Origin of the sequence: Paenalcaligenes sp. Me52 (genome assembly GCF_050487965.1) — a bacterium.
Lineage (GTDB): Bacteria > Pseudomonadota > Gammaproteobacteria > Burkholderiales > Burkholderiaceae_B > Paenalcaligenes.
This window is the reverse complement of record NZ_JBKQFO010000002.1, coordinates 12,858-39,313: the sequence shown is the minus strand read 5'-3', so window position 1 is coordinate 39,313 and position 26,456 is coordinate 12,858. Positions and strand designations below refer to the sequence as shown.

28 protein-coding genes are annotated in these 26,456 nt (G+C 50.1%); 13 read left to right on the top strand and 15 right to left on the bottom strand.

Going from position 1 to position 26,456, the window contains the following annotated elements; translation table 11 throughout:
• The 3 genes from thiL to ACLO87_RS11375 are packed head-to-tail and all read left to right on the top strand — an operon-like array spanning position 1 to position 1,991.
• Positions 1 to 960: a thiamine-phosphate kinase gene (gene thiL / locus ACLO87_RS11385; protein ID WP_430223764.1), complete on the top strand. Its 960-nt coding sequence runs from the start codon at positions 1 to 3 to the stop codon at positions 958 to 960.
• Between the two features lie 26 nt (positions 961 to 986).
• Positions 987 to 1,493 carry a phosphatidylglycerophosphatase A family protein gene (locus ACLO87_RS11380; RefSeq protein ID WP_430223763.1) on the top strand — a complete coding sequence of 169 codons (507 nt, stop codon included), beginning with the start codon at positions 987 to 989 and terminating at the stop codon, positions 1,491 to 1,493.
• On the top strand, positions 1,494 to 1,991 hold the full coding sequence (locus ACLO87_RS11375) for a CinA family protein (RefSeq protein ID WP_135861834.1): 498 nt from the start codon (positions 1,494 to 1,496) through the stop codon (positions 1,989 to 1,991).
• Positions 1,992 to 1,994: 3 nt separating this feature from the next.
• Here ACLO87_RS11375 and pyrF read toward each other — a convergent pair whose 3' ends face one another.
• Positions 1,995 to 2,819 carry an orotidine-5'-phosphate decarboxylase gene (pyrF, locus tag ACLO87_RS11370; protein WP_430223762.1) on the bottom strand — a complete coding sequence of 275 codons (825 nt, stop codon included), beginning with the start codon at positions 2,817 to 2,819 and terminating at the stop codon, positions 1,995 to 1,997.
• A gap of 145 nt (positions 2,820 to 2,964) precedes the next feature.
• Positions 2,965 to 3,774 (bottom strand): sulfite exporter TauE/SafE family protein, encoded by an 810-nt coding sequence (locus tag ACLO87_RS11365; protein WP_430223761.1) that lies wholly within the window; start codon positions 3,772 to 3,774, stop codon positions 2,965 to 2,967.
• A 102-nt stretch (positions 3,775 to 3,876) separates the two neighbouring features.
• On the opposite strand from ACLO87_RS11365, the gene ACLO87_RS11360 reads away from it, so the two are divergent.
• Positions 3,877 to 4,665 (top strand): AraC family transcriptional regulator, encoded by a 789-nt coding sequence (locus ACLO87_RS11360; RefSeq protein WP_135861830.1) that lies wholly within the window; start codon positions 3,877 to 3,879, stop codon positions 4,663 to 4,665.
• A 28-nt stretch (positions 4,666 to 4,693) separates the two neighbouring features.
• Here the strand turns inward: ACLO87_RS11360 and map are convergent, their stop codons facing one another.
• From map to ACLO87_RS11340, 4 genes are all read right to left on the bottom strand, one after another.
• A complete protein-coding gene (map, locus tag ACLO87_RS11355; RefSeq protein WP_135861828.1) occupies positions 4,694 to 5,452 on the bottom strand; it encodes a type I methionyl aminopeptidase in 759 nt (252 codons plus the stop codon).
• Complete coding sequence (locus ACLO87_RS11350; protein WP_135861827.1) at positions 5,449 to 5,661, bottom strand: ParD-like family protein; 213 nt, start codon at positions 5,659 to 5,661, stop codon at positions 5,449 to 5,451. Before ACLO87_RS11350 ends, map begins: the two co-directional genes overlap by 4 nt.
• A gap of 276 nt (positions 5,662 to 5,937) precedes the next feature.
• On the bottom strand, positions 5,938 to 7,590 hold the full coding sequence (groL, locus tag ACLO87_RS11345; protein ID WP_430223760.1) for a chaperonin GroEL: 1,653 nt from the start codon (positions 7,588 to 7,590) through the stop codon (positions 5,938 to 5,940).
• Between the two features lie 39 nt (positions 7,591 to 7,629).
• On the bottom strand, positions 7,630 to 7,917 hold the full coding sequence (locus ACLO87_RS11340; protein ID WP_135865183.1) for a co-chaperone GroES: 288 nt from the start codon (positions 7,915 to 7,917) through the stop codon (positions 7,630 to 7,632).
• A gap of 405 nt (positions 7,918 to 8,322) precedes the next feature.
• Here ACLO87_RS11340 and ACLO87_RS11335 point away from each other — a divergent pair, with 405 nt between their 5' ends.
• A complete protein-coding gene (locus ACLO87_RS11335; RefSeq protein ID WP_430223759.1) occupies positions 8,323 to 9,279 on the top strand; it encodes a phosphate acetyltransferase in 957 nt (318 codons plus the stop codon).
• Position 9,280: 1 nt separating this feature from the next.
• The gene (locus tag ACLO87_RS11330; protein WP_135865187.1) at positions 9,281 to 10,477 is read left to right on the top strand and encodes an acetate/propionate family kinase; all 1,197 of its coding nucleotides are present in this window, start codon (positions 9,281 to 9,283) and stop codon (positions 10,475 to 10,477) included.
• Positions 10,478 to 10,479: 2 nt separating this feature from the next.
• Here ACLO87_RS11330 and ACLO87_RS11325 read toward each other — a convergent pair whose 3' ends face one another.
• The 3 genes from ACLO87_RS11325 to ACLO87_RS11315 are packed head-to-tail and all read right to left on the bottom strand — an operon-like array spanning position 10,480 to position 13,426.
• A complete protein-coding gene (locus tag ACLO87_RS11325) occupies positions 10,480 to 11,775 on the bottom strand; it encodes a sulfate adenylyltransferase subunit 1 (RefSeq protein WP_430223758.1) in 1,296 nt (431 codons plus the stop codon).
• Positions 11,775 to 12,686, bottom strand: a complete 912-nt coding sequence (cysD, locus tag ACLO87_RS11320) for a sulfate adenylyltransferase subunit CysD (protein WP_430223757.1) — start codon at positions 12,684 to 12,686, stop codon at positions 11,775 to 11,777. The genes ACLO87_RS11325 and cysD overlap by 1 nt, the downstream gene beginning before the upstream one ends.
• Complete coding sequence (locus ACLO87_RS11315; RefSeq protein WP_135865192.1) at positions 12,683 to 13,426, bottom strand: phosphoadenylyl-sulfate reductase; 744 nt, start codon at positions 13,424 to 13,426, stop codon at positions 12,683 to 12,685. The genes cysD and ACLO87_RS11315 overlap by 4 nt, the downstream gene beginning before the upstream one ends.
• Before the next feature lie 345 nt (positions 13,427 to 13,771).
• On the opposite strand from ACLO87_RS11315, the gene ahpC reads away from it, so the two are divergent.
• Positions 13,772 to 14,335: an alkyl hydroperoxide reductase subunit C gene (gene ahpC / locus ACLO87_RS11310; RefSeq protein WP_135865194.1), complete on the top strand. Its 564-nt coding sequence runs from the start codon at positions 13,772 to 13,774 to the stop codon at positions 14,333 to 14,335.
• A 127-nt stretch (positions 14,336 to 14,462) separates the two neighbouring features.
• A complete protein-coding gene (ahpF, locus tag ACLO87_RS11305; RefSeq protein ID WP_135865195.1) occupies positions 14,463 to 16,016 on the top strand; it encodes an alkyl hydroperoxide reductase subunit F in 1,554 nt (517 codons plus the stop codon).
• 57 nt (positions 16,017 to 16,073) lie between these two features.
• Here ahpF and ACLO87_RS11300 read toward each other — a convergent pair whose 3' ends face one another.
• Entirely contained in the window at positions 16,074 to 16,988 is a 915-nt protein-coding gene (locus ACLO87_RS11300) for a LysR family transcriptional regulator (RefSeq protein ID WP_135865197.1), read from the bottom strand.
• Positions 16,989 to 17,083: 95 nt separating this feature from the next.
• Between ACLO87_RS11300 and ACLO87_RS11295 the strand changes: the two genes are divergently transcribed.
• From ACLO87_RS11295 to ACLO87_RS11285, 3 genes are all read left to right on the top strand, one after another.
• Positions 17,084 to 18,592, top strand: a complete 1,509-nt coding sequence (locus tag ACLO87_RS11295) for an acetyl-CoA hydrolase/transferase family protein (RefSeq protein WP_135863521.1) — start codon at positions 17,084 to 17,086, stop codon at positions 18,590 to 18,592.
• A 126-nt stretch (positions 18,593 to 18,718) separates the two neighbouring features.
• Complete coding sequence (leuE, locus tag ACLO87_RS11290) at positions 18,719 to 19,366, top strand: leucine efflux protein LeuE (RefSeq protein WP_135863522.1); 648 nt, start codon at positions 18,719 to 18,721, stop codon at positions 19,364 to 19,366.
• A gap of 25 nt (positions 19,367 to 19,391) precedes the next feature.
• Positions 19,392 to 20,378 carry a diaminopimelate dehydrogenase gene (locus tag ACLO87_RS11285; RefSeq protein ID WP_135863553.1) on the top strand — a complete coding sequence of 329 codons (987 nt, stop codon included), beginning with the start codon at positions 19,392 to 19,394 and terminating at the stop codon, positions 20,376 to 20,378.
• A gap of 82 nt (positions 20,379 to 20,460) precedes the next feature.
• Here ACLO87_RS11285 and ACLO87_RS11280 read toward each other — a convergent pair whose 3' ends face one another.
• On the bottom strand, positions 20,461 to 21,849 hold the full coding sequence (locus tag ACLO87_RS11280) for an MATE family efflux transporter (RefSeq protein ID WP_430223756.1): 1,389 nt from the start codon (positions 21,847 to 21,849) through the stop codon (positions 20,461 to 20,463).
• A 108-nt stretch (positions 21,850 to 21,957) separates the two neighbouring features.
• Between ACLO87_RS11280 and ACLO87_RS11275 the strand changes: the two genes are divergently transcribed.
• Both ACLO87_RS11275 and ACLO87_RS11270 read left to right on the top strand, forming a co-directional pair.
• The gene (locus ACLO87_RS11275; RefSeq protein WP_135863526.1) at positions 21,958 to 22,332 is read left to right on the top strand and encodes a hypothetical protein; all 375 of its coding nucleotides are present in this window, start codon (positions 21,958 to 21,960) and stop codon (positions 22,330 to 22,332) included.
• A gap of 85 nt (positions 22,333 to 22,417) precedes the next feature.
• Complete coding sequence (locus tag ACLO87_RS11270; protein WP_168246832.1) at positions 22,418 to 22,930, top strand: copper chaperone PCu(A)C; 513 nt, start codon at positions 22,418 to 22,420, stop codon at positions 22,928 to 22,930.
• 51 nt (positions 22,931 to 22,981) lie between these two features.
• On the opposite strand, the gene ACLO87_RS11265 is transcribed toward ACLO87_RS11270, so the two are convergent.
• From ACLO87_RS11265 to tolB, 4 genes are all read right to left on the bottom strand, one after another.
• Entirely contained in the window at positions 22,982 to 23,794 is an 813-nt protein-coding gene (locus ACLO87_RS11265; protein WP_430223755.1) for an alpha/beta fold hydrolase, read from the bottom strand.
• Positions 23,795 to 23,859: 65 nt separating this feature from the next.
• Positions 23,860 to 24,531 carry a tol-pal system protein YbgF gene (ybgF, locus tag ACLO87_RS11260; RefSeq protein WP_135863531.1) on the bottom strand — a complete coding sequence of 224 codons (672 nt, stop codon included), beginning with the start codon at positions 24,529 to 24,531 and terminating at the stop codon, positions 23,860 to 23,862.
• Positions 24,532 to 24,610: 79 nt separating this feature from the next.
• Complete coding sequence (gene pal, locus ACLO87_RS11255) at positions 24,611 to 25,108, bottom strand: peptidoglycan-associated lipoprotein Pal (RefSeq protein WP_135863532.1); 498 nt, start codon at positions 25,106 to 25,108, stop codon at positions 24,611 to 24,613.
• Positions 25,109 to 25,145: 37 nt separating this feature from the next.
• Positions 25,146 to 26,456 carry a Tol-Pal system beta propeller repeat protein TolB gene (gene tolB / locus ACLO87_RS11250; RefSeq protein ID WP_135863534.1) on the bottom strand — a complete coding sequence of 437 codons (1,311 nt, stop codon included), beginning with the start codon at positions 26,454 to 26,456 and terminating at the stop codon, positions 25,146 to 25,148.

Genomic DNA, 26,456 nt, shown 5'->3' with positions numbered 1-26,456 from the left:
TTGCCTAAAGAATTTGATCTAATCGCACAGTATTTCACCCGTCCTGCCCCTGAAAAGATGGTAGGGGTTGGTGACGACTGTGCGATTTTTTCATTACGCTCCGGCCATGATTTGGCCACCAGCACTGATCTGTTGCTGGAAGGGCGACACTTTTTCTCTGATGTAGATCCCTATTTGCTAGGCCGCAAAGCCTTGGCCGTGAATCTGTCCGACCTTGCGGCGGCGGGTGCTTCGGCGCGCGCTTGTTTGCTTAGTTTGGCATTGCCGTCGGTAGACGAGGCATGGCTGGCTGGTTTTAGCCGTGGCTTTCTGGAAATGGCGGACGCACATCATTGCCCCTTAATTGGTGGCGATACGACCCGATCACTGGATCACATTACGATTGGCGTGACGGTAATGGGCGAAGTGCCTAGAGGCAAAGCATTATTGCGTAGCGATGCGCAAGAGGGCGATGACATTTGGGTCACTGGGTGTCTGGGAGCGGCAGACTTAGCATTACGCTATTTAAGCGGCAGCCTAGAGCTAGACCCACAGCGCTTGCAAGCCTCTAGAGCGGCCTTGGAAAACCCAGCGCCGCCAGTGTCGTTTGCGACCCATCTACCCGGTATGGCACACGCTGCTATCGATATTTCTGACGGCCTAGCTCAAGATTTAGGCCATATTCTAAAAGCCAGTCAATGTGGCGCTGAACTGATGCTGGCAAACCTTCCTATGCATGATGCTTTGCGTGGTCTATCTACTGATCTGCAGAACGAAGCCATGTTGGCAGGTGGTGATGTGTTTCAGTTATGTTTTACCGCTGCTGCAACACAGCGCGACGCACTACAAGCGTTGGCTGAGCAACATGATATTGTGGTGCATCGTATTGGCCGCATCGTTAATGGTTCTGGCCTACGTGTGCTAGATCAGAACGGACAACCTCTTCTCTTAGCTCATCAAGGTTTTGATCATTTCGCCTGATGACGCCTGTGCTACAGGAAATAAGCATGGTTAAAGATTACTCTCAACAGTCTCGCCCTTCTTTGCGTTGGGTGTTTGAGCGCCCTGAGCGCATTGTGGCCTTCGGTTTTGGTAGTGGGGTGATTTATCCTGGCCCTGGTACCTGGGGGACTGTACTGGGCTGGGCGCTGTGGTTGGTGCTTGGACAGTTTATGCCGCTGTGGTTGGCTCTAACTGTAGGGGGCGTAGGCTTCCTTGTAGGATGTTGGGTCAGTCAAAAAGTGGGTGATGAGTTGGGCGAGCCAGATCACAGTGGTATGAACTGGGATGAAGCTGTTGCGATGTGGTTGGTGCTGTGTTTTACACCGGCTTCGTTATGGGCACAGCTCTGCGCATTTATTCTGTTCCGATTTTTTGATATTGTTAAACCGGAACCTATTCGCTTCTTAGACCGTCGTTTTAAGGGCGGTTTTGGGGTGATGCTGGACGATTTACTTGCTGCGCTTTACGTGGTGATCATCATGGCGCTATTGGTACGTTTCGAGGTGTTCTAAATGCTGAATACATCCATTATTGAGTTGGCTGCTGCATTAGGTGACAAACTGACGCGAGAAAAGCTTTTTCTGGCGACAGCGGAGTCTTGTACTGGTGGTTTGGTAGCAGGGGCTTGCACAGCTATTGCGGGCTCTAGCAACTGGTTTGAGCGTGGCTACATCACCTACAGCAATGAAGCCAAGCAAGAAGAGTTAGGTGTGAATACCGATACGCTAGAGCGTTTTGGTGCAGTAAGTGAAGAAACCGCCATGGAAATGGCAGCAGGGGTGTTGGCAGTAGTGCCTAAGGCAAATTTGGCTGTGTCTACTACAGGCATTGCTGGGCCAGGCGGCGCTACAGCAGGTAAACCGGTAGGTATGGTGTGTTTTGCTGTGGCTAGACGCACCGAGGAAGGCGTTACGGCGCGTGCTTATACACAGCTTTTTGAAGGTGATAGAGCGCACGTACGCGAACAGGCTGTGCAATTTATTTTGCACAGCGCATTCACGTCATTGTAGAACTTAACGACCGCGCGCTTGATTGATCGCGTCGCGGGTTTGGCGAGCCGCTTGTGCTGCGGCTTCGCGCCAATCCTCACCTTGGCTGGCGTACAAAATAGCGCGTGATGAGTTGATCATCATGCCATTGCCTGTGCTGCTAGCGCCTGCAACAACAGTGGCAGGAATATCACCACCTTGAGCACCAATGCCTGGAATCAATAAAGGCATATCACCTACGTGCTGACGTACAGCGGCGATTTCCTCAGGGAAGGTAGCGCCTACCACCAAACCACACTGACCATTCTTGTTCCATTTGTTTGCCACGAGTTCGGCTACATGTAGGTACAAGGGCTGACCATTTTCCAATTTCAGGAATTGCAGGTCAGAGCCGCCAGCGTTAGAGGTGCGGCACAATACGATCACGCCTTTGTCATCCCATTCCAAATACGGTTCTACCGAGTCAAAGCCCATATATGGGTTCACGGTAACAGCGTCGGCTTGGTAACGGCCAAAGGCTTCCAAGGCGTAGTGATTGGCGGTAGAGCCAATGTCACCGCGTTTGGCATCTAAGACGATGGGCAGCCAAGGGTAATGTTCACGTACGTATTGGCACAGTGCTTCCAACTGTTCTTCAGCAGCTCCCGACGCAAAGTAAGCGATTTGGGGTTTGATACCGCAAGCGTATTCGGCTGTAGCGTCTACGATTTGGCGGCAAAACTCGAAAATAGCATTAGGGCGATCACGCAACTCAGCAGGAAAGCGGTTGGGATCGGGGTCCAAGCCCACCATCAAAAGTGAGTTGGTTTGATTCCAGGCGTGTTCTAGTTTGGAGTTGAAGGTGTTCATGTGCGTGCGTGATGGGGGCTAAAGAAAGGCATCAACCTAGTGTTGATGCCTGTTGGGACGGACTACATTATATGACAAAGCCCTGTGCATCGCATGGCAGTGCAGCAGGGCGGCCATTTCAGACTGTGCTTTGTGGTAGGTGGGGTCACACTACTATCATCACACCTAGTACAAGACAAAGCAGAAAAATGTAGATTTTGGCGTGTATGCGGTCGGGGATGCTGCCAATCCAACGTGCGGCTACTCGTATGCCTACCCACGACCCTATCACAAGAATTAAGCAGGCCGCTAAGTCCACATAACCAATGTGCCAAGCACCTAGTGATACAGCATCGCGGGATGCTAGAACCATGTAGGTTAAGGTGCCGGAAATCGCCATAGGCAATGACAGAGGATTAGCCATGGCGGTGGCGCTGGTCATGCTGGCACCACGTCTACGCATTAACGGTACGGTCATCACACTACCGCCTACGCCTAACAATGCAGCGAAACCACCAATCGTAATACCCAGTGATGCCAATTGCAGCGGTGGCATAGGGCGTATGTTGTTTTGACTTTCATGCAAGAAACCAGGTCTAAATAAGCTATCTAGAATGGTGAGTATCAGATAAATAATGAATGCCCAGCGTAGCCAGGTGGCATTCAAGTTCAATGCGGCTGTTGCACCAATTACAGCACCAATCGCAATGTAAATCAGGAAAGGGCGTATTAAGTCCCAACGTAATGTGCCAGCGATGAGGTGTCGTCGCGTGGCTAAGGCCGTGCCAAAGATCATCACGCAAGTAGAAGTGGCCACGGCAATATGCATAGCTGCTTGGCCTATTTCGCTTTGTGTTCCATGCAGTGCTAGCAACAAGGTATATAGCAGTGGAACCACAATAAACCCACCACCAAAACCGAATAACATCGTGGTGGCACCAGTTAGCACACCAAAGCCTAAGAGTAGCCAGTACATGATCAATCTCTAGAATTAAAACTGTACTATAGGCACGCCAGCTCTGGCCTGCTTTAGCTTATTGGTCAATAATGGGTGAGTTTAGGCCAAACAGAGAAAGTTATGCACAATGTACGACTCATAGAGGTAGATGCTGTTGACCGACCTGTGTTGGCAATAGGTACGGATTACACGCCGGGTACGCTATTGGATACGCACAGTCATAGGCGAGCACAAATGCTCTATGGCATGAGTGGGCTGATGGAAGTGGATACCGCTGCAGGCGCGTGGGTGATTCCGCCGTACAGTGGTGTGTGGATTCCAGCGGGGCAGCCCCATCGTGTGCGTATGCAGGGGGTTAGTACGCGTAGCTTATACATAGAACCGCAGGCAGCGCCTAGAGCGACAGAGCAATGCGAGGCATTAATTATTTCGCCGCTGTTGCACCATTTACTTTTGGCGTCTTTAGATGTGCCAGCACTGTACGACGAAGCAGGACGCGACGGGGCATTGATGCAATTACTCCTGTACGAGGTAGGGCGTGCGCCTACCATGCCACTGTTTGCACCACTGCCCCACGATGTGTTGCTAGCTGAGCAGTGTAAAGCCTTCTTGTTGCAGCCTAGTATCCAATCCACACCTGATGCGTGGGCAGAGTCTTTACATAAAAGCTTACGCACGTTTACGCGTTTTTTTAGGCAACAGACCGGTATGTCATTTGGTGAGTGGCGTCAGCAAGCTTGTTTGATGGCTGCTTTAACAAGATTATCCACAGGGCAGTCGGTGACACAGGTTGCGTTGGACTTGGGGTATGAAAGCCCTGCGGCATTTTCAGCGATGTTTAGAAAACAATTGGGGCGGTCGCCGTCCGCGTTCAGGCAAGCAGATTTGCCTGCCTACACCAACGCTTAGCTAAGAGTATGGAAAATCATGAATGTGGTTATTTCTCTTCGTCACGCAGCGTGAGTACTTTGACGCCTGTGCGCGTGACAGCAACCGTATGCTCAAATTGGGCTGAAAGTTTGCCGTCGTCGGTGACTACTGTCCAGCCATCGTGCTCAGTATGCACGTAATAGCTACCTTGATTCAGCATAGGTTCAATGGTGAACACCATACCTTCTTTTAAGGTCTGCCCAGTTTTAGGTTTGCCCCAATGCAGTACATCAGGTTGCTCGTGCATTTCTCTACCAATGCCGTGGCCGCAGTAGTCCCTCACAACAGAGTAACCATGCAGGCGTGCGTGGCGTTCAATGGCATGACCTATATCACCTAATCTTGCACCAGGACGCACAGCACGAATACCTTTCCACATGGCTTCGTAGGTGATTTGCACTAATTTCTTGGCGGCAGGCGATACCTCGCCCACCATGTAGGTTTTGCTGGAGTCAGCAATAAAGCCATTTTTTTCTAACGTAATATCGAAATTGACGATATCGCCGTTTTGTAGAATATCGGTGTGTGAGGGCATGCCATGACACACTACATTGTTGGGTGAGGCATTGAGGGCATAGGCATAGCCGTATTGACCCTTGCTAGCAGGGCGGGCGTGTAGCTCATGAACAATAAAATGATCAACGATATCGTTGATCTGCATGGTAGACATGCCTATTAGGTTGTAGCTATCTACATGTGCAAAAACAGCAGCCAGCAGTTTTCCTGATTCTGCCATCAGGGAGAGCTCTTCGGGGCTTTTAATCATAAGGATGTGCTACTTGCCGATTGAGGGTCTACGCCTGCAGCTTGCAGCTCACGAGCAACCAGCTCATTAAACGGTACGGTAGGATTCAGTTCACACAGCATACCCATTTTGATCCAGAAAGCCGCTTGTGCATTGATGGACCTGCATGTGACAGCGCTAGCTTTGCGCAGTTGATCGTGCAGTTCATCGTCGATATTTACTATACCCATACATTACCTATATACGAAACGTATACAAATCATATCATGATCGTCACGGCTGTTTGTGAGAAAAATAGACTCGGCTTTCTCTATGTTTGTGCGGTGAGTTGAGGGATAGCGTCTGTGACTTGGTGGGGCGTGTGGGTGCAGATAACCGTTTGGTGATAATGGGCGTGGCAGGCAATAACAAAGTCGAGCACAACGAAAAAACCCTGCAGCCATGCTGCAGGGTTTTTAGAGGGGGTTCGCGCTTTGCTAAAGCAAGGCGCGAAGGAGGATGGGTGCTTAGAAGCCGCCCATGCCGCCCATACCACCCATACCGCCCATACCACCCATGTCAGGCATACCTTCAGCCTTGTCATCAGCGATTTCGGCAACGGCAACTTCAGTTGTCAGCAACAGGCTGGCTACGGAAGCAGCGTTTTGCAGAGCTGTACGTGTTACTTTGGTTGGATCCAGAACACCAGCAGCTACCAAGTCTGTGTACTCGCCTGTGGAAGCGTTGTAACCGTAGTTACCTTCGCCAGCAGCAACAGCGTTTACTACTACGCTTGGCTCGTCACCAGCGTTAGCAACGATAGTGCGCAGAGGAGCTTCGATAGCACGCAGTACCAGTTTGATACCAGCGTCTTGATCCAGGTTGTCGCCTGTCAGTGCTGCAACAGCTGCGCGTGCACGAATCAGAGCTACGCCACCGCCAGGAACAATACCTTCTTCTACAGCAGCGCGAGTGGCGTGCAGAGCATCTTCCACGCGAGCTTTTTTCTCTTTCATTTCAACTTCAGTTGCAGCACCAACGCGGATTACAGCAACACCGCCAGCCAGTTTGGCTACGCGCTCTTGCAGTTTTTCACGATCGTAGTCGGAAGTTGCTTCTTCGATCTGAACGCGGATTTGTTTTACGCGTGCTTCGATGGATGGGCTGTCGCCTGCGCCATCAATGATCGTTGTGTTTTCTTTAGCTACTTCGATGCGTTTGGCTTGACCCAGGTGCTCAAGAGTAGTTGTTTCCAGAGACATACCGGTTTCTTCGGAAATCACGGTACCGCCAGTCAGGATAGCGATGTCTTCCAGCATAGCTTTACGACGGTCGCCGAAGCCAGGAGCTTTAACAGCAACAGTTTTCAGGATACCGCGGATGTTGTTCACAACCAGAGTAGCCAGAGCTTCGCCTTCAACGTCTTCAGCAATAATCAGCAGAGGACGGCTGGATTTTGCAACTTGCTCCAGTACTGGCAACAGGTCACGGATGTTGCTGATTTTCTTGTCGAAGATCAGGATGAAAGGCTCATCCATTGCTGCAACTTGTTTGTCTGGGTTGGTGATGAAGTAAGGAGACAGGTAGCCGCGGTCGAACTGCATACCTTCTACTACGTCCAGTTCGTTTTCCAGGGATTTACCGTCTTCAACAGTAATCACACCCTCTTTACCCACTTTGTCCATTGCGTTAGCAATGATTTCACCGATGGATGTATCGCTGTTTGCAGAGATAGAACCAACTTGAGCGATTTCTTTGCTAGTTGCGCATGGGCGGGACAGTTTGCGCAGCTCTTCAACTGTTACAGCAACAGCTTTGTCGATACCGCGTTTCAGGTCCATTGGGTTGATGCCAGCGGCAACGTATTTCAGACCTTCTTCAACGATGGCTTGAGCCAATACAGTAGCGGTAGTAGTACCGTCACCTGCGTTGTCGGAAGTTTTGGAAGCAACTTCTTTTACCAGCTGAGCGCCGATGTTTTCGAATTTGTCTTTCAGTTCGATTTCTTTAGCAACGGAAACACCGTCTTTAGTAACGGTAGGAGCGCCGAAAGAGCGATCCAACACTACGTTACGGCCTTTAGGGCCCATCGTTGTTTTTACAGCGTTAGCCAGTGTGTTTACGCCGCGTACGATACGTGAACGGGCGTCATCACCAAAAAATACTTGTTTAGCAGCCATTGTATATTCTTCCTAGAATTTGATACGTGAGACGTAGGGTTACTCGATGATCGCGAGAACTTCTTCTTCGCGGATAACCAGCAGCTCTTCGCCGTCTACTTTGACAGCCTGGCCTGCGTATTTGCCGAACAAAATTTTATCGCCGACTTTCAGGTCCAGGGGCTGAACCTTGCCGTCATCTGTGCGTTTGCCGGGGCCTACTGCAACTACTTCACCTTGATCAGGTTTCTCAGCAGCGCTCTCAGGGATAACAATACCGGAGGCAGTGGTGCGCTCGTTGTCCAGACGCTTTACGATCACGCGATCGTTCAGAGGACGTAATGCCATGGTTGAACTCCTGTTCAAAAAAAGCAAATAAATTTGATAAAAATGGTTCGGGAGGTGTGTTAGCACTCTACCCGAGTGAGTGCTAATAATTATAAGGGCGAAAATCTGTAATTCAAGAGCCTATATACCTAGGGGGTGTAAGTGTTTCTCCTAGGAGTTAGCGGTCTTGGATGTTTCACCTACGACGCATGACTACATGCGACTTAGGGATTTTTCACTCTACCTTTAACCACCCATTATTTATACATGGGGGTAGTAAGATTGCTTTCAAGTCGCTGTTACATCTTTAGTGTGCGTAACAGGTGGTAGTGCTTGCGCTGTCACAAGGCAGTCCAAGCCCAAGTATGATGTACTGATAGATATGTTTTTATGTGATTGCTGTTCTGTTTAGGGAGAGTGCAAAGCATGTCCGGGTCCAGTCTCTATGACCAATTTATAACGTTGGCGAAAAATCAGGAAAAACGTGTGTGCGCTGTGGCGCATCCCTGCGATGAAGTTTCTCTGACCGCCGCTTTGGAAGCGCGCGAGCAAGGTTTTTTTGATTTGGTGTTGGTGGGGCCGGAGTCACGCATCCAAGCGGTAGCCAGCGCACATCAGCTAGATATCTCTGACGTGCGCATCGTCAATGCAGCACATAGCCACGAGTCGGCTGAAATAGCCGTACGTGAAGTCATGGCAGGACGTGCCGATTTGCTCATGAAAGGCAGCTTGCATACTGATGAGTTGATGCACGCAGTATTGGCTACTGATGGCAAAGGTTTACGTACCGAACGTAGACTGAGTCATGTGTTCTTAATGGATGTGCCGCGCTATTCCGATTTGCTATTCATTACTGATGCGGCAATCAATATTCATCCTGATCTCACTACTAAAGCGGATATTGTTCAAAACGCCATTGATCTGCACCACGGTTTAGGACTGGGGCAGCCGCGTGTGGCGTTGCTGTCGGCTGTAGAACAGGTGACAGCCAAAATTCCTAGCACTTTAGAAGCCGCTGCACTGTGCAAAATGGCCGATAGAGGGCAAATTACGGGCGGATTGGTAGATGGTCCGTTAGCGTTGGATAACGCGATTAGCGTGGCAGCGGCTGAAATCAAAGGCATACATTCTCCAGTCGCTGGCAGGGCACAAATTCTGGTTGTACCTGATCTAGAGGCCGGTAACATGCTGGCGAAAAATCTAAGCTTCATGTCGGGCGCTAAAGCTGCTGGCATTGTGTTGGGCGGGCGCGTGCCTATTATCTTGACCAGTAGGGCAGATAGTGGCGAAACACGTTTGGCATCTTGCGCGGTGGCGTCAGTTTATGCTGCCTACCAGCAGGCACAACGTGCTGCTGCATTGTTGGCTCAGCAGGAGTCATAACATGAGTATTGATACTTTATTGGTGGTGAACGCGGGTAGTTCCAGTCTGAAGTTTCACGTGTATGCCTTAGACCAAGAGCAAGTTGAAGGGCTACGTTTTTGGTTTGGTGGCCAAGTATCGGGAATTGGTACGTCACGGGCGGTGTTGAAGGTGAAGGACTCTGATGGCAAAGAGCTGATCAACCAAAAGCTTAGTGAAGAAGAAGCCAGTAACTTACGCCAAGCACAGGATTTGTTGGCGACATGGTTAGCCACACAATTAGATAAAGCGCCTGTGGCGGTAGGTCACCGTATCGTACACGGCGGCGTCAAAATGACAGGCAGCCGAGTCATTGATAATGACGTGCTGTGGTACTTAGATAGCTTGGCACCACTGGCGCCTTTGCACCAGCACAATAACTTGGCTCCTGTGTCGGTGATTAAAGAGCGCTGGCCAGAGATGCTGCAAGTGGCGTGTGTGGATACGGCCTTTCACTGCTGCCAAAGCACCATGGTGAACCACTACGCCTTGCCCGAAAAATATTACGAGCAAGGTGTGCGTCGTTATGGGTTTCACGGGTTGTCATACCAATATATTAGTGAATACTTGGCGGCCAACATTCCACGGTTGCATCAGGGGCGAGTGCTGGTTGCACACTTAGGTTCAGGTGCATCAGCCACGATGGTGGTAGATGGGTTAAGTCGTGAAAGTACGATGGGGTTTACGGCGTTAGATGGCTTGCCTATGGCAACGCGTCCTGGGCGTTTAGATGCGGGTGTGGTGTTGTGGTGGATGCAGCAGCAAGACATGACAGCCGCTCAAATCCAAAACCTGCTCTATAACGAATCTGGCCTTAAAGGTATCTCTGGCATTAGCGGCGATATGCGTGAGCTGTTAGCCAGCGATGCGCCATCTGCAAAATTGGCAGTAGATTATTACGCCTACCGGGTAGCAGAAAGTTTGGCGGGGTTGTGTGTGTCCGCACAAGGTGTGGATGCGTTGGTGTTTACCGCGGGTGTGGGTGAGCACAGTCCAGAAATACGTGCTCGTATCGTGGCACATTTGGGGTGGTTGGGGTTAGAGCTGGATGCGGAAGCTAACACCGCCAACCAGCCCTTAATTTCTACCCCTCGTAGCAAAGTGGAAATACGGGTGATCCCCACCAATGAAGAATTGGTAATCGCCCGCGAAACCCTGCGCCACTATAACGAGCAATAGTATTAGCGCAACATACCGGCCGCTGCCGTTTGGTGAGTGGCCGGATCAATCAAAATAAACGCGCCTGTAGCGGGTTGAGTTTGATAGGGCTCGTTCACTAACGGATCACGCACAGTCAGGCTAATTGATGCTAGGTCATTCATGTGCAGGCTTTGCGAACCTGAAATAGGCTCTAAGGTCTCGATATCACGCACGTGGTGAATGGCCGTTAGCTTGGCTTGTGTGAGTCGTGTACCTTGTTTAAGCAAGTAGTGGCGTGCTGGGTTCAGGGTGGTGGTGTCCAGCCAGCATAGGTCTGCTTCTAATGTACGCGAGAGCGGAAGTTTTTCAGTAGCCAGACTAAGTAAATCACCACGCGAAATATCCAACTCTTTATCTAGTGTCAGTGTCACGGCATCCCCTGCTTGCACGCTGCTGACGGCTTGGCCTGAGCGTAGTAGCGATGTGATGGTAGCAGTGGTTTTGCTGGGCCATACACGTACGCTATCACCTATGCTTAAGGTGCCGCGCTGCAATTGACCAGCGTAGCCACGAAACGCCTGTGCACTGTGTCCGTCATGGCGTATCACCCACTGTACGAATAAACGCGCTTCTGTTTGTGGAGCGGGTGTTTCGGTGGGTAGTTGTTCTAGTCGTTGCAGTAGCGGTAAATCGTTAAACCAAGGCGTGTGTGCTGAGGCTTGGCTGATGTTGTCGCCCTGTAAGGCAGAGACCGGAATAGCGTGAAAGTTTTTGATGCCTACTTGCTCAGCAAGCTTGGCGTAGGATGCTTTGATGGTGTTGAACACGTTTTCGTCCCAATCCACCAAGTCCATTTTGTTTACCGCAACGATGATGTGCGGGATATTCAACAACTGGGCAATAGTAGAGTGGCGACGAGTTTGGGTCAGTAATTGGCCATCACGTGCTTTGCTGGCATCAATCAAAATGATGGCGGCTTGTGCGGTAGAGGCACCGGTAATCATGTTGCGGGTGTATTGTTCGTGCCCTGGAGCGTCGGCCACAATAAATTTGCGCTGCGGAGTGGCGAAGTATCTATAGGCAATATCTATAGTGATGCCTTGCTCCCGTTCGGCTTCTAGGCCATCTGTCAGTAACGCCAGATCAGGTTCGCTGGCTGTGGTGCGGCGATATTTGGATTTGTTGATGGCGGTCAGTTGATCTGCAAATACGCCTCGGGTGTCTAACAGTAGACGGCCAATTAACGTGGATTTTCCATCGTCTACCGAGCCAGCGGTGATGAAACGTAGTACGTCGGTGGTGTTAGCGTTCACCCAAGATTCATTGACGGTATTCATTAGAAGTATCCTTGTCGTTTGCGGTGTTCCATAGAGGCTTCGGAGCTTTGGTCATCCATTCGCGTAGCGCCACGTTCAGTTAGTGTGGCCAGAGCGGTTTCGCGGATGATATCGGCCGGCGATGCGGCATCAGACTCTACGGGGCAGGTGCACGAAATATCACCTACGGTGCGAAAACGTACTTGTACGCGTTCAATCAGTTCGCCTTCTTGTGGTGGTGTTAATTCGGTATTGGGAATCAATAAACCATTACGTCGTACTACCTCACGTTCGTGAGCGTAATAAATGGGTGGTAGGGCAATGTCTTCACGCAAGATGTATTGCCATACGTCTAGCTCCGTCCAGTTGGAAATAGGGAAGGCGCGTAGGTTTTCACCGGGGTGTATATGCGTATTGAATAGGTGCCAAAGTTCGGGGCGCTGGTTTTTAGGATCCCATTGGCCAAACTCATCGCGGAACGACACGAAGCGTTCTTTGGCTCTGGCTTTTTCTTCATCACGTCTGGCGCCGCCTATGCAGGCATCAAAACCAAATTCGGCGATAGCTTCTAGCAATGTGACAGCTTGTGCTCCATTACGTGACGAGTTTGCGTGGCGCAATACTACAGTGCCGCGAGCAATAGAGTCTTCTACGGAGCGCACAATCAGGGTTTCGCCAAGCTCTGCAGCACGTTGATCTCTAAAGGCAATCACTTCAGGGTAGTTGTGCCCCGTGTCTATATGCAGCAAAGGGAAGGGCAGTTTGCCGGGTCTGAAGGCTTTTTCAGCCAGCTTCAGCAGAACGGCAGAGTCTTTACCACCTGAAAATAACAATGCAGGGCGTTCACATTCGGCAGCGACCTCCCGCAGCACGTAAATGGCTTCGGCTTCTAGCCAGTCCAAATGGGTACGAGGGGAAGGAAGGACACTCATGATAGCTCCTGTGTAGTAGAAGATTGAGACAAGGGGGCGGCGTGCAAACCGCACTCCACACTATGGCGTTGTTCCCACCACCAGCGGCCTGCACGCAGGTCTTCACCAGGGCGGATCGCTCGGGTGCAAGGCTCACAACCTATAGAGGGGTAACCTTGGTCGTGCAGTGGGTTATAGGGAATATCTAAGGCGCGGATGACTTCCCAGACATTGTCGGTGTGCCAGTCGCACAAGGGGTTGAATTTTTCCAGCCCGAACTGCATATCATGTTCATGCGCTTGCAGTTGAGTACGTGTTTGCGATTGCTCACGGCGTTGACCGGTGATCCATGCTGATTTGCCCTGCAGATAACGTTGTAGTGGCTGTACTTTGCGCAGCTGGCAACAGGCTTGGCGTAACGATAGGCTGTCGTAAAACGCGTAAGCACCATGCTCAGCAACGTGGGCGACTACCGCTTCTGTGTCTGGATGCAAAACTGTAATAGCGCTTTGGTACTGTTGCTCTACCCGTTTTGCTAGTGCCAAGGTCTCTTTAGGTAAACGACCGGTATCCAGCATAAAACTGGTAATAGCAAGGTTTTGCTGACGTATGGCGTGTTCTATCACCATGTCTTCGGCAGCCAACGAGTTGGCAAAAACCGCATCAGGATACTGCTGTGAAATCAGTTGTAGCTGATCCAGTAGTTGCACCCAGAGATTTTGGGTGACTGTTGATATTTGTTGTACGGCAGAAGAGGTCATGGCGCTATAGTCAGTTTGAAACGGAAGATGGCGTCAGGTTTGGAGGGCCTGGCAATGGGTATGTCTATAGGCCATTGTCAGTGTGTGCGGCAATGAAAGGAACGAACTAAAAGTAGGTTTCTTATGGCGGTTGTCTATATGGGGCAGCAAACTGATGGGGGTGTCAGCGCTTTGCGTAAGTTGGGCAGGCCTGTTACCATGGAACTAGTGAGATTATTATTACTTCGGTATGGTGATAGTAAAAATCAATCAACATTATTGTATTAATCAATTTCACAAATCAAACAGTGCTTCCTATAATGGAATCACTAACTAATTGCTAATCACTGAATGGAGATACCTAGCATGTCTTTAATCAACACACAGATTCTTCCTTTCAAGTCTCAGGCTTATGTGAACGGTGAGTTCAAAGAGTACACAAACGAAAGCATCGCCGGTAAATGGGCTGTGTTCGTTTTCTACCCAGCTGACTTCACTTTCGTGTGCCCAACAGAGTTGGAAGATCTGGCTAACCACTACGATGAGTTCAAGAAAATGGGCGTGGAAGTGTTCTCCGTTTCCACAGACACTCATTTCACACACAAAGCATGGCACGACACTTCCGAAGCTATCGGTAAAGTTCAGTACCCAATGCTGGCTGATCCTACACAGCAATTGGCTCGTAACTTCCAAGTGCTGATCGAAGAAGAAGGCATGGCACTGCGCGGTACATTCGTTGTGAACCCAGATGGCGTTATCAAAGCCATGGAAGTACACGACAACGGTATCGGCCGTGATGCTAAAGAATTGCTGCGTAAAGTTAAAGCAGCTCAGTACATCGCCAAAAACCCAGGCGAAGTATGCCCAGCTAAATGGGAAGAAGGTGCTAAAACACTGACTCCTTCCCTGGATCTGGTTGGCAAAATCTAAGGATTGATGCCTAGGTTTACTGGGTAGATTGCTGCTCAGTAAACCAGTTATCCGGCCCCGGTGTGGGCCGGATATTCGGACACCAGTCCGGTTAATCATGTAACAAATTATTTCAGAGGAACCCTTCATGCTGGATGCCAACTTAGTCACTCAACTTAACGCGTACTTAGAAAAAATCACGCAACCAATTGAGCTGGTTGCGTCACTGGACGACGGGGCCAAATCTCTGGAACTGCGTCAACTGCTGGAACAAATTGCTGGCCTGTCCGACAAAATCACGTACCGTGAAGATGCTGACAGTGCTGAACGTAAACCATCGTTCAAAATTAACCGTGTAGGCTCCGATATTAGTGTGGCCTTCGCCGGTATCCCTCTGGGTCACGAGTTTGCCTCCTTGGTGTTGGCACTCTTGCAAGTGGGCGGCCATACGGTGCGTTTGGAGGATGACGTTGCGGAACGAATTCGTAATTTAGAAGGTGACTTCAATTTTGAGGTTTACTACTCACTGAGCTGCCAGAACTGCCCCGATGTAGTGCAGGCGTTGAATGCAATGGCGGTAATTAACCCGCGCATCCGTCCTGTAGCCATTGATGGTGCGATTAATCAGGCAGAAGTTGAGAAACGTCAGATTATGTCCGTACCTACCGTTTTCTTGAACGGTGAGGTATTCCACCACGGTCGTGCTAGCGCTGAAGAGCTGTTGGCCAAAATGGGTGGTAACGATAGCGAAGCTCAAGCTGAAGCTATTAATAAACGTGAAACCTTCGATGTGTTGGTGGTAGGTGGTGGCCCAGCAGGTGCAGCCGCTGCGGTATACGCTGCACGTAAAGGTATTCGTACAGGTGTAGTGGCCGAGCGCTTTGGCGGTCAGGTCATGGATACGATGTCCATTGAGAACTACATTTCTGTGCTGGAAACAGAAGGGCCTAAATTGGCCGCTGCCATGGAAGAGCATGTGAAAGTCTACGGGGTAGATATCATGAACATGCAACGTGCCCAAGAACTGATTCCTGGCAAAGAAATTCAGGTAAAACTGGAAAACGGTGGTGTGTTGAAAGCCAAAACCGTAATCTTGTCCACAGGTGCTAGATGGCGTCAGCTGGGTGTGCCTGGTGAAGAAGAATACCGTAACAAAGGCGTGGCTTACTGCCCGCACTGCGACGGCCCATTGTTTAAAGGCAAAGATGTAGCCGTCATTGGTGGTGGTAACTCGGGTGTAGAAGCAGCTATTGACTTAGCTGGTCTGGTCAAACACGTCACGTTGCTAGAGTTTGGTGACAGCCTGCGTGCAGACGAGGTATTGCAACGTAAATTGCGTAGCCTGCCTAACGTTACTATCTTGACCCAAGCACAAACTACAGAAGTGCATGGCGATGGCGCTAAAGTAACGGGCTTGCAGTACACCAACCGCGCTACAGGTGAAAGCCATAAAGTGACATTGGATGGTGTGTTTGTACAGATTGGTTTGGTGCCTAACACCGAGTGGTTGAAAGGTGCTGTAGATCTGTCCAAGCATGGTGAGATCGAAGTTGATAGTCGTGGTCAAACTTCTGTGCAAGGTGTGTTTGCTGCCGGTGATGCCACGACGGTTCCGTACAAGCAAATCATTATTGCTGCGGGCCAAGGCGCAACAGCTGCGTTGTCAGCCTTTGATCACTTGATCCGTAGCTCAGTAGAATAAATAGCAACGACTGCTATGTAGTACATGCCCGTCTGGTTCGTATCAGACGGGCATTTTTTATTCGCTGTCTTGCAGATTATCGGGCACCCATTGTCCACCCAGTATTTCTTCGCAGCATTGCAGCCAGGCGCGCGCGGCTAACGATAAATAGTGCCCATTCCATACCGATGCCACTTCCCAACGCAATTGTTCAGGCGCTAAGGGGAGGGCTTTAAGGTGGGTGTGTGGAAAACGGGCTAAAAAGGGTTCAGGCAGTATGGCCACACCAAGTCCAGAGTTCGCAAGCGAGGCCACCCAGTCCCATTGGCTACTTTGTGCCACGATATGAGGGCGTAGCCCTTCCTTGGCAAAAGCTTGTCGTAATAGACGCGTTAGACCGAATTCATTGCCCATCCAGATTTGGGGAATGTTTTCTAAATCTTGAATCTGCAGGGTTTTGCTCTTGGATGAGAAAAACGAGGTATTCCCTAATACCCATACTTGGTGCGATACCACGGCCTGACTCTGTAATGCTAAATCCGATGCTACCGGCAAAATACTGAAGCCCAGTTCTAGGTCTTGCGAAGCTACTTGTTGTTCTATAGCGGGGCCGGGTAATTCTTTGATGTTCAACTGTATGTCTGGATAACGCTTGGTAAAGGTGGTCAGCACATCGGTAAACAACAGGTTAATCATGGGGGGGATCCCCAGCGCTAATCTACCTTGTTGCAAGGCTTGAGTCTGTCTGACATCGGTCTCCAGTCTCTGTATGGCGGCTAATACTTCTTGACCACGCTCCCACACAATCTGTCCGCTATCGCTTAGTAAGAACTGTTTGGCTTCCCTGATGATGAGGGTATCGCCAAAGTCATCTTCCAGCTGCCGCACCATTTTGCTCACCGTGGATTGAGTGACTCCCATATGCTGCGCTGCAACGGTAAAGCTACGCTGGCGCACGGTTTCAATGAAATATTGCAGGGCTCTGACATTCATAAATTTGACATGGATAAAAGGAATGTTAACCAATCATTTTATTCATAATATCAATGATATTCTGCCTCCACAATCACTAGAATCAGGAGATTAGAATGTTCAAAGACCGCATACGATTAGCATCGCTAGAGCAAAAGGTTATGACTGCTGGGCAGGCGGCGCGCTTATTCAGCGATGGTATGACAGTGGGTATGAGTGGTTTTACCCGTGCGGGTGACTGTAAAGCGATGCCAGTAGCTTTGGCAGAGCGTGCTAAACAGGAAACTTTGCGTATTAATCTGCTGACTGGTGCGTCGCTAGGTAATGGCAGCGATGGTTTGATGGCTGAAGCAGGGCTGTTGGCTAAACGCTCGCCTTTCCAAGTGGATTCCACACTGCGTAAGAAAATCAATGCGGGCGAAGTTTTGTTCTGTGACTATCACCTGTCGCAACCTGCTGAGCAGTTGCGTGCACAAGGTGGCCGTCCTGTAGATATAGCCGTGATTGAAGCGGTCGCCATTACAGAAGATGGTGGCATTGTGCCTACAACCTCGGTGGGTAACTCGGCTAACTTTGTGGCTCAAGCCAAGCAAGTGATTGTGGAAATTAATTTGAGCATGCCTGTAGCACTGGAAGGCTTGCACGATATTTATATCCCAGAAGACAGACCTAATCGTCAGCCTATTCCTATTACTGAAGTGTCCGAACGCATCGGCCAAACTACTATTAAAGTAGACCCAGAGCGTATCGCTGCTATTGTAATTACGGATGCACCTGACAGCCCTTCAACCGCTACGCCACCTGATGCTGAAACCAATGCGATTGCGGCACACGTTGTGCAGTTCTTACAAGGCGAAGTAGAGGCAGGTCGACTGACTGAAGAATTATTGCCTTTGCAGGTGGGTATTGGTTCTATTGCCAATGCTGTGACCTACGGTTTGGCAGAGTCGTCATTCAAAAATCTCAGCATGTACTCTGAAGTACTGCAAGATAGCGCAGTAGCGTTGTTGGACTCCGGTCATTTGCGCTTTGCGTCAGCATCGTCGGTGACACTGACTGCGCCTGTTATGAACAAATTTATGGACAATTTAGAGCGTTACCGTCATCAGGTAGTGCTGCGTCCACAAGAGATTAGTAATCATCCTGAGCTAGTGCGTAGATTAGGCATTATCGCGATTAACGCTGCCTTGGAATTTGATATTTACGGCAATGTGAATTCCACACACGTGAGTGGCACACACATGATGAATGGTATTGGCGGTTCGGGTGACTTTGCCCGTAATGCACACCTATCCATCTTTGTGACGAAGTCACTGGCTAAAGGTGGTGATATCAGTCGTGTGGTACCAATGGTCTCGCATGTGGATCATTGCGAGCATGACGTTGATGTATTGGTTACTGAGTGCGGCTTGGCTGATTTACGCGGCTTGGCACCGCGTGAACGTGCCGTCAAGATTATTGAAAATTGTGTACACCCCGATTTTCGCGAAACAATGGCTTCTTACTTTGAGCGCGCCTGTCAGCGTGGCGGTCACACACCCCACCTCTTAGAAGAGGCATTGTCCTGGCATTTGCGTTACGAGCAAACAGGGTCTATGCGTGAAACAGCAGATGCTGCTGTGTAACGTGTTTTGAAAAAACCATACTTGTGGGTTTTTACCGGCGTAGAGCCGGTTTTTTTTTGCTGTGCATCATGAGTTGCCACAGGTTGGAGTAATATGGTTTTTTAAAACTCCAGTTAGGTGAAGCAGGTGTTCGAGAGTATAGGGGTAATCAACTTAGGAACCTATCTAGCAGGTGCGCTCCTGATTATTCTTTTGCCTGGCCCCAACTCACTGTACGTGTTGGCCACAGCTGCCACACATGGTGTACGTGACGGGTATAAAGCGGCTGCAGGCATTTTTATCGGCGATAGCATTTTGCTGTTTTTGACAGCGGCCGGCGCTGCCTCTCTTCTGCAAACCTTACCAGCCTTGTTCTATACCATCCGTTTGGTCGGAGCGGTGTATCTCGCCTATTTGGGCGTTCGTATTCTATGGTCTTTACTGCATCCTCAACCTACTGTTGAGGTGCGTACTATCAGTACTGAAAAAGGACATGGCGAAAGTCGGTTCTTCAAAGCGCTTACGCTTAGTCTGTTAAACCCTAAAGCCATTTTGTTCTTGGTTTCCTTTTTTGTTCAGTTTGTCGATCCCAGTAAAGGGCATCCTTGGCTAGCTTTTTTAGTGCTGGGGGTGTTCTTGCAAGTATTCAGTATGGCGTATTTGTCAGCACTGATCTTTGGTGGAGCGCGTTTGGCCAGCGCGTTCAGGCGTCGCCGCCGTTTGGCTAGCGGTGCGAGTGCGGCTGTAGGGCTGTTGTTCATCGGCTTTGCAGTACGTATGGCACTCGCCCGTTAATGTGTTTATTGATAAAGGAAAAATGATGAGTTCTCCTGTTCGAGTAGGGATTGCCGGTTATGGCAATCTGGGGCGTGGTGTAGAACTAGCCCTACGACAGAACCCTGACATGCAACTGGTAGCGGTGTTTACACGTCGTAATCCTGCGGATGTTAAACCGTTGACAGCTGGTGTGTCGGTATACAGCTTGGATGATGCCGAGCAGCACAAAGATAACGTGGATGTCATGATTCTGTGCGGTGGTTCCAAGAACGACCTGCCACAGCAAGGCCCACAATTGGCTGAGTGGTTCAATACTATTGATAGCTTTGATACCCACGCAAAAATTCCTGAATACTTTGCTGCTGTAGATGCTGTAGCTAGCCGCACCAAAAAAGTATCTATTATTTCTGTAGGTTGGGATCCAGGTCTGTTCTCTCTGAACCGTTTGGCTGGTGAAGTTGTACTGCCAGAAGGCAACACCTACACATTCTGGGGCAAAGGCTTAAGCCAAGGTCACTCTGACGCGATTCGTCGTGTAGAAGGCGTAAAAGCTGGCGTACAGTACACCTTGCCAATTGAAGACGCTGTAAATCGTGTACGTAGTGGTGAAAACCCAGAATTGAGCACACGTGAAAAACACCGTCGTGAGTGTTTTGTTGTGTTGGAAAATGGTGCAGATGAAGCGCGCGTGCGTAACGAAATCGTGACCATGCCTGATTACTTCTCTGACTACGACACTACTGTTAATTTCATCACTGAAGCAGAGTTGAAAGCTAACCATTCAGCTATGCCGCACGGTGGTTTTGTTATTCGTAGTGGTGTGTCAGGTGCTGGTACATCGCAAATCGTAGAGTACTCGCTGACCTTGGGTAGCAATCCAGAGTTCACCTCTAGCGTATTGGTTGCCTATGCTCGTGCAGCACATCGTTTGGCTCAAGCTGGTGATGCAGGTGCGAAAACAGTATTTGATGTGGCTCCAGGCTTGTTGTCACCCAAATCTGCTGCGCAATTGCGTAAGGAACTTCTATGATACCTGCCGCCTCGCTCGGAAACGGGCTTGTATTAGGCAGCACCCGAACCTGGCAGATTTTCTGCCAGGTTTTCTTTTTGGATTAACGCACGTGCTGGCGGGCTAGTAAGCGTTGGCTATAGCGGTACCAGCGCATCGTCATCAGGATCGCGACAACGGTTAGACCGCATACCAATCCAATCCATATCCCTACACCTTCCATATCTAAACCGAAGGCTAGCCAAGCGCCAATAGGCACACCAATTAACCAATAGCCAATTAGTGCTAAGAGCATAGGTGTGCGCGTGTCGTACAAACCTCGCAGCATCCCCGCGGCTACAGCTTGTGCGCCATCGGTTAACTGGAAGAGGGCAGCAAAGAATATAAAGTGTGTAGCTGTGATAATCACAGCGCGGTTTTCTGGGGCATGAATATTAATGAAGAAGCGAATAAGCTGTTCAGGCATACCCCACATCAGTATCGCTGCAATTGCCATGCAGCTTACCCCTAAGCCATAGGCCGCCCACCCTGCTCGTACAGCGGCTCTAGGGTCCGCTCTACCGTTAGCTAAGCCCACTCGTATTGTGGCTACCTGCCCAAATCCCAGTGGAAACATATAGGTGATGGTACAGATCTGCATGGTGATGGCATGTGCTGCCAACGACGTAGAACCAATTAACCCCATCATGATCACGGCGGCATAAAACACCATGGTCTCTAGCGTGAAGGTGATGGCAATAGGAAACCCCAATTTCAGAATTTCCCACTGTAAAGCGGGTTGAAAAGTCCAACGGTGTGCGCGTAACTGTAAGAATGAAAATTCAGGGTGCTTATGTGCAACGACTAACATGCCCACGAACATGAACAGGCTAGAGAGCACACTGGAAATCCCTGCGCCGGCGATACCTAGAGCAGGTAGTCCAAAGTTTCCGAAGATTAACAGCCAGCCCAAAGCAGCATTGAGCAAAATCGCTAGGGTTGCGATGAGCAGTGTCCACAGTGGGCGCTCATAGGCGGCTAGTAGCGATCGCAGTACTAGATAGAATAAGTAGGGAAGCAGGGCCCATTGCAAGCTGTGCATGTAATGGCCAGCTAATGCCGCGGCCTCGGGTGTTTGCCCCAGCATTAACAGTATGCTTTCGCTATTCCATAGCAGTATCCAAAACGGCAAGCACACCAAGATCGCTGTATAAAAACCGTGGTGGATAATGGTGCGTATAGCGTGCTTGTTTTGTCTATCTTTCCCCAAGGTAGTGGCCAGCATGGGGATGATGGCAGAGATCAATCCCAAGCTGAAAATCATGCACGCTTGGTACATACCACCCGCCAATGTTGCCGAGGCCAGTTGCTCTTTACCTAAGTGGCCGATGTAAATCACATTGGTAGTGAGCAATGCGATTTGCGCCAAGTTAGTCAGAATCAGCGGGGACCCTAATCGTACAGAGGCTTGGAGTTCCTGCAGCCAGCTAGTTTGCATTGCGTTCGTTGTCATACCGGTAACAAGAGAAGATAAAACATCCCCCCAGAATTACATTTGGCAGGGGGTTGCCATAGTACACTTGCACTTATGCGTCACTGGAATAGAGCTTACTCGCGTTTAATGTCAATCTCGCTAACAGCATGCTTGCTGATAGCGGTATTGGTGCGTGGTGTTATTCCGGTGGGATTTATGCCTGCCCCATTGGGTGCAGAGGCCATGTCTGCCCTGACGTTTTGTGTCAATGGCCTGTCGAATCAGAATATCGCTTTCTTGCACTTGGCGCAATCGTCCCCCATGGATGATGACAGCCACCCTGTTCACGATTGTGTGTTTGGCGCTGGGCACGGCAAAGAATATCTCCCCTCCCTGATATTGCCCGTTATGGCCAGTGCCTTGTTGTTGGGGTTGGTATTAATGCCGCCACACCAACGAAGACAACTGTGTTCACGACGATTTGGGCCGCCTTTAGGGGCAAGGGCTCCACCTGTTTGCTGATGTGATATCGCCGCACCACATGTGCGATGAATGCTTCATGCTCGATCAAAACGAGCACATCTCTCTGGATCAAACAGGAAATCTCATGAAAAAAACAGTAACGATTTTGAGCGCGCTAGGCGCATTGGGTGTGGCAATGAGTGTACAAGCACACGGCCACGGTGGTCATGCCATGATGGATCATGGTTCTGCGTGGCAACAAGCGCATGCTGCTACCTCTGTGGAAGTTCAGCATTGCTGGATCCGTAACATTCCTACACCAGCCCCATCCGCAGGGTATTTTGAAGTACTGAACAAAGGCACCGAGACGGTGCAATTGTTGGCCGCTGAATCAGACCGTTATGGCGACATTATGTTGCACCAAACAGTGACTGAAGATGGTCTGGCAAAAATGCGTATGGCTGAAAAAATAGAGATTGCAGCCGGTGCACAACTGGATTTCGTACCCGGTGGCTATCATGCGATGCTAGAGAAACCCACAAGCCCAGTGCAAGTTGGTGAGCACGTGACGATGCGTTTCTTGTTTAGCAATCAACAAGTGGCTACAGCACAATGTGAAGTGCGTGCCGCAGGTGCAAGAAACGAACATGCACACTAAGCAGGTAATGTAGTGTGCAGATGAAAACAGGGCCTTCAAAGGCCCTGTTTCTTATTCAGTGATTGCTGTTCTAGCAGTTTGGTTATCCACAGCCTGTAGGAAGCGCAATAGGCTGTGATTGAATGCTTTAGGATTCGCCAAGTTCATGCCATGGGCAGCATGAGCAATGGTGACCTCATACGCATGAGGAAAGGACTGCAATAACTGTTGTATGCATTCAGCATAGCGCGGGGGACTATGTTGTCCCCCCATAAACAATACGGGGCAGCGTAATGTTTTGGCGAGCATAGGCAAATTTACCAGGTAACGTTGTTCTGTAGATTGTGGCAGCAGCGTGGGAGCGTTGTCATGCACCATTTCTCGGAACCAACGTACCATTTGACGCCATGTCCCATCGCCATTCACGGCATCCACAAACAGAGCAAGCCCCGCATCTATCTGTCCTTGTTCTATCAAGTTACAGGCATCACGTAAATACGAGGCTGCAGGTGCGTCTTCTGACTGCACGAGTCCAGGGTCGGCCAATGTGAGCGAGAGTAATCGCTTTGGAGCAAGTTCAGCGAGCAGCAGGGTGACGACGGCGCCGCGTGAGTGACCAACAATATGGAACTGGCTGTCTGTGCCTAATGCGCTATCCAATTGTTGTAATAGCAACTGGGCCTGCAGGCGTGCATCAAACTTGGAAAGTTCTAGCGTAGGCCAGTAGCCCGCTAAGCTAGGGGCAATAATACGGTGCACACGCGCGAGATCGCTGGACTGCCAGCGCCAATACCTGTAGTCGCATAACGAACCATGTACGAGCACTACTGGCGAGCCTGAGCCCTGATCTAGGTAGAGTGGGGAAGAGGCGGTGGGTTCCAGCATGATTGAAATACTACAGGTGAGAAAAAGCGCCCCACAAGGGTGGAGCGCTTAGAGACTTAACAAGATTAACGCAGCAGTTCCAGTCGGCTTTTTGCGGTGTCCGCAGCAGCTGTGCCTGGGTAATCTTTGACGATGCGTTGCAAGGTTTTTTGTGCAGAAGCAAGGTCGTTTTGTTCTACTTCGCTAGATGCTACTACCATCAGCGCATCGGCTGCACGAGGGCTGCCTGGGCGATCTTTAACCAGTGCTTGCAGCTTCTGGATAGCGCCACGGAAGTTGCGTGAGGCATACAAGGCACTGCCTTCGTAGAAACGTACTTCGTCTAATTGAGGGCTATTTGGGTAGGCATCAATAAAGGCAGAAAAGCCGCTAGCGGCCTGCGGATATTGTCCACTACGGTATAGGTCCATGGCGCCTTCGTAAGCGGCTTGCTCTTGAGGGTCGTCAAACATGGTCTGTTCGGAGGTGTCGCCACCTTGGGCTTGGGAGTTCTGCCAGCTGAGCTGCTCTACTTTGCCGCGTAATGTGGCAACCTCTTGGCGCAGCATATCCACTTCGTCCGCCAAACGTAGGCGAGCTTGTTGGTTTTGCTCATTCATTTGACGAATTTGCTGACGCAGCTCAAGAATGGCGCGTCTAGCTTCGTCATCGGCAAAAGCTTGGGCAGGCACGGCTGTAAAGAGAAACAGCGAAGCGAGGGAGGGCAATAACAGTCGGCGTAAAGGCAAGTTCTTCATGTCAGTGTCTCGAGTCAATAAAAACGCCGTGATGGGCAAACTTGCCACCACGGCGTTAGTGTAAACCAGCTTTTAAAAATTAACGCTGGTAAACGATGTCTGCACGACGGTTTTCGGCGTAGTCGGCTTCGGTGTTACCGTGAGCACGAGGACGCTCTTTACCGAAGCTGATGGCTTCGATCTGGTTGGCGTTTACACCCAGCAGGCTCATCATGCGAGCAACTGCATCGGAACGGCGTTGACCCAGAGCCAAGTTGTACTCGGAACCACCGCGCTCATCCGCGTTACCTTCAATACGGATGTGTTGCTGTGGGTGGCTAGTCAGGTAGGTGGAGTGCATCTCTACCAGGCCACGGTACTGCTCAGGAACAACATAGCTGTCAAACTCGAAGTAAACAGAGCGTTGTTGTGCCAGAGGGCTTTGTGGGTTGAACGGATCCATAATTTGGCCAGAGGATGCGCCAGTAGAACCGCCGCTAGTACCACTGCCATTTTCGTCCAAAGCAACAGAACTACATGCTGCCAATACCATGGACATAGAAGCTAATAAAAAACCTTTAAAAATGCGCGAGCTCATTTGAGTTCCTTTAAAAAAGAGTCACACAGAAAACGAGTTAATTAGTAAATGGACCCCAGGTTGGTTCACGTACTCTTCCGTTCAATGATGACAGGGTTTGCCGCACGCGTCCGTCAACAGATGTTACAGCCAGTACGCTACGTCCGCCTTGATTCGAGCTGTAAAGCACTTGCATGCCGTTTGGCGCAAAACTTGGAGACTGGTCGTCAGAACCATTTGTCAGTAGTTGTTCAGAGCCTGTTGCCATATCTTGAATAGCAACGCGGTATGCACCATTCCTGCGTGTAATATAAACAAGGTTATTGCCGTCGGGTGAAACCTCAGGCGATATATTGTAGCTCCCATTGTAGGTAATGCGACGAGCATCACCACCATTTACGGGGACTTCGTAAATTTGTGGGTTACCACCACGGTCACTCGTGAACACTAACGAGCTGCCATCAGGCGAGAAAGTAGGTTCTGTATCAATCAGCGGAGAACGCATGATACGGCGTAATCCGGAACCATCTGCGTTAATGGTATAAATCTGAGAGATACCATCGCGGGACAAAACTACCGCCAATTGTTGGCCATCAGGCGACCAAGCAGGGGCGCTGTTATTGCCTTTGAAGTTAGCAACAGGTTCACGTTTACCCGTAGCCAAGGTTTGCACGTAAACCACTGGCTTTTCTGTCTCGAAACTTACATACGCAATTTTGCTACCATCTGGTGACCAAGAAGGCGAAATGATGGGTTGCTGAGAACGCAACATGACCTGTGGGTTCTGGCCATCGGCATCCGCAATTTGCAGTTCGTAGTTGTTGCCATTCTGTAACACATAGGCAATACGTGTGGAAAACACGCCACGAACACCCGTGATTTTTTCGTAAATACGGTCTGCAATTTGGTGCGAAACACGTCTTAATTCTTTTTCAGAGCCTGCAAAAGCGATCGCATCCATTTCATTTTTATTAACGGTGTCGATCAGACGGTACTGCACTTTGTACTGGCCACCGTCTTGCGTGACAGAACCATATGCCAAATAGTCGGCACCACGGTTACGCCAATCGTTAGGCTCTACCGTACTGTTTACGTCCAACGTGCTGCCGTTGGTATTGATCAGTTGGAACTGACCAGAACGGCTAAGGTCGGCACGTATAACTTCGGCCACGGACTGGGATGCCTGGTTGTTGGCAAAGTCAGCCACGGCGATGGGGTACTGTGTAGCCCCTACACCGGAAATATCCACCCTGAGCTGAGCTTGGGCTGGGCTGGTGCTCAACAGTCCTGCCGCCAGAGCGACAAGCCCGGCGAACATGGAGCGCCAACGGCGGCGGCCCTGGATGTTAGCGGAGTATGCTGCGGTCAT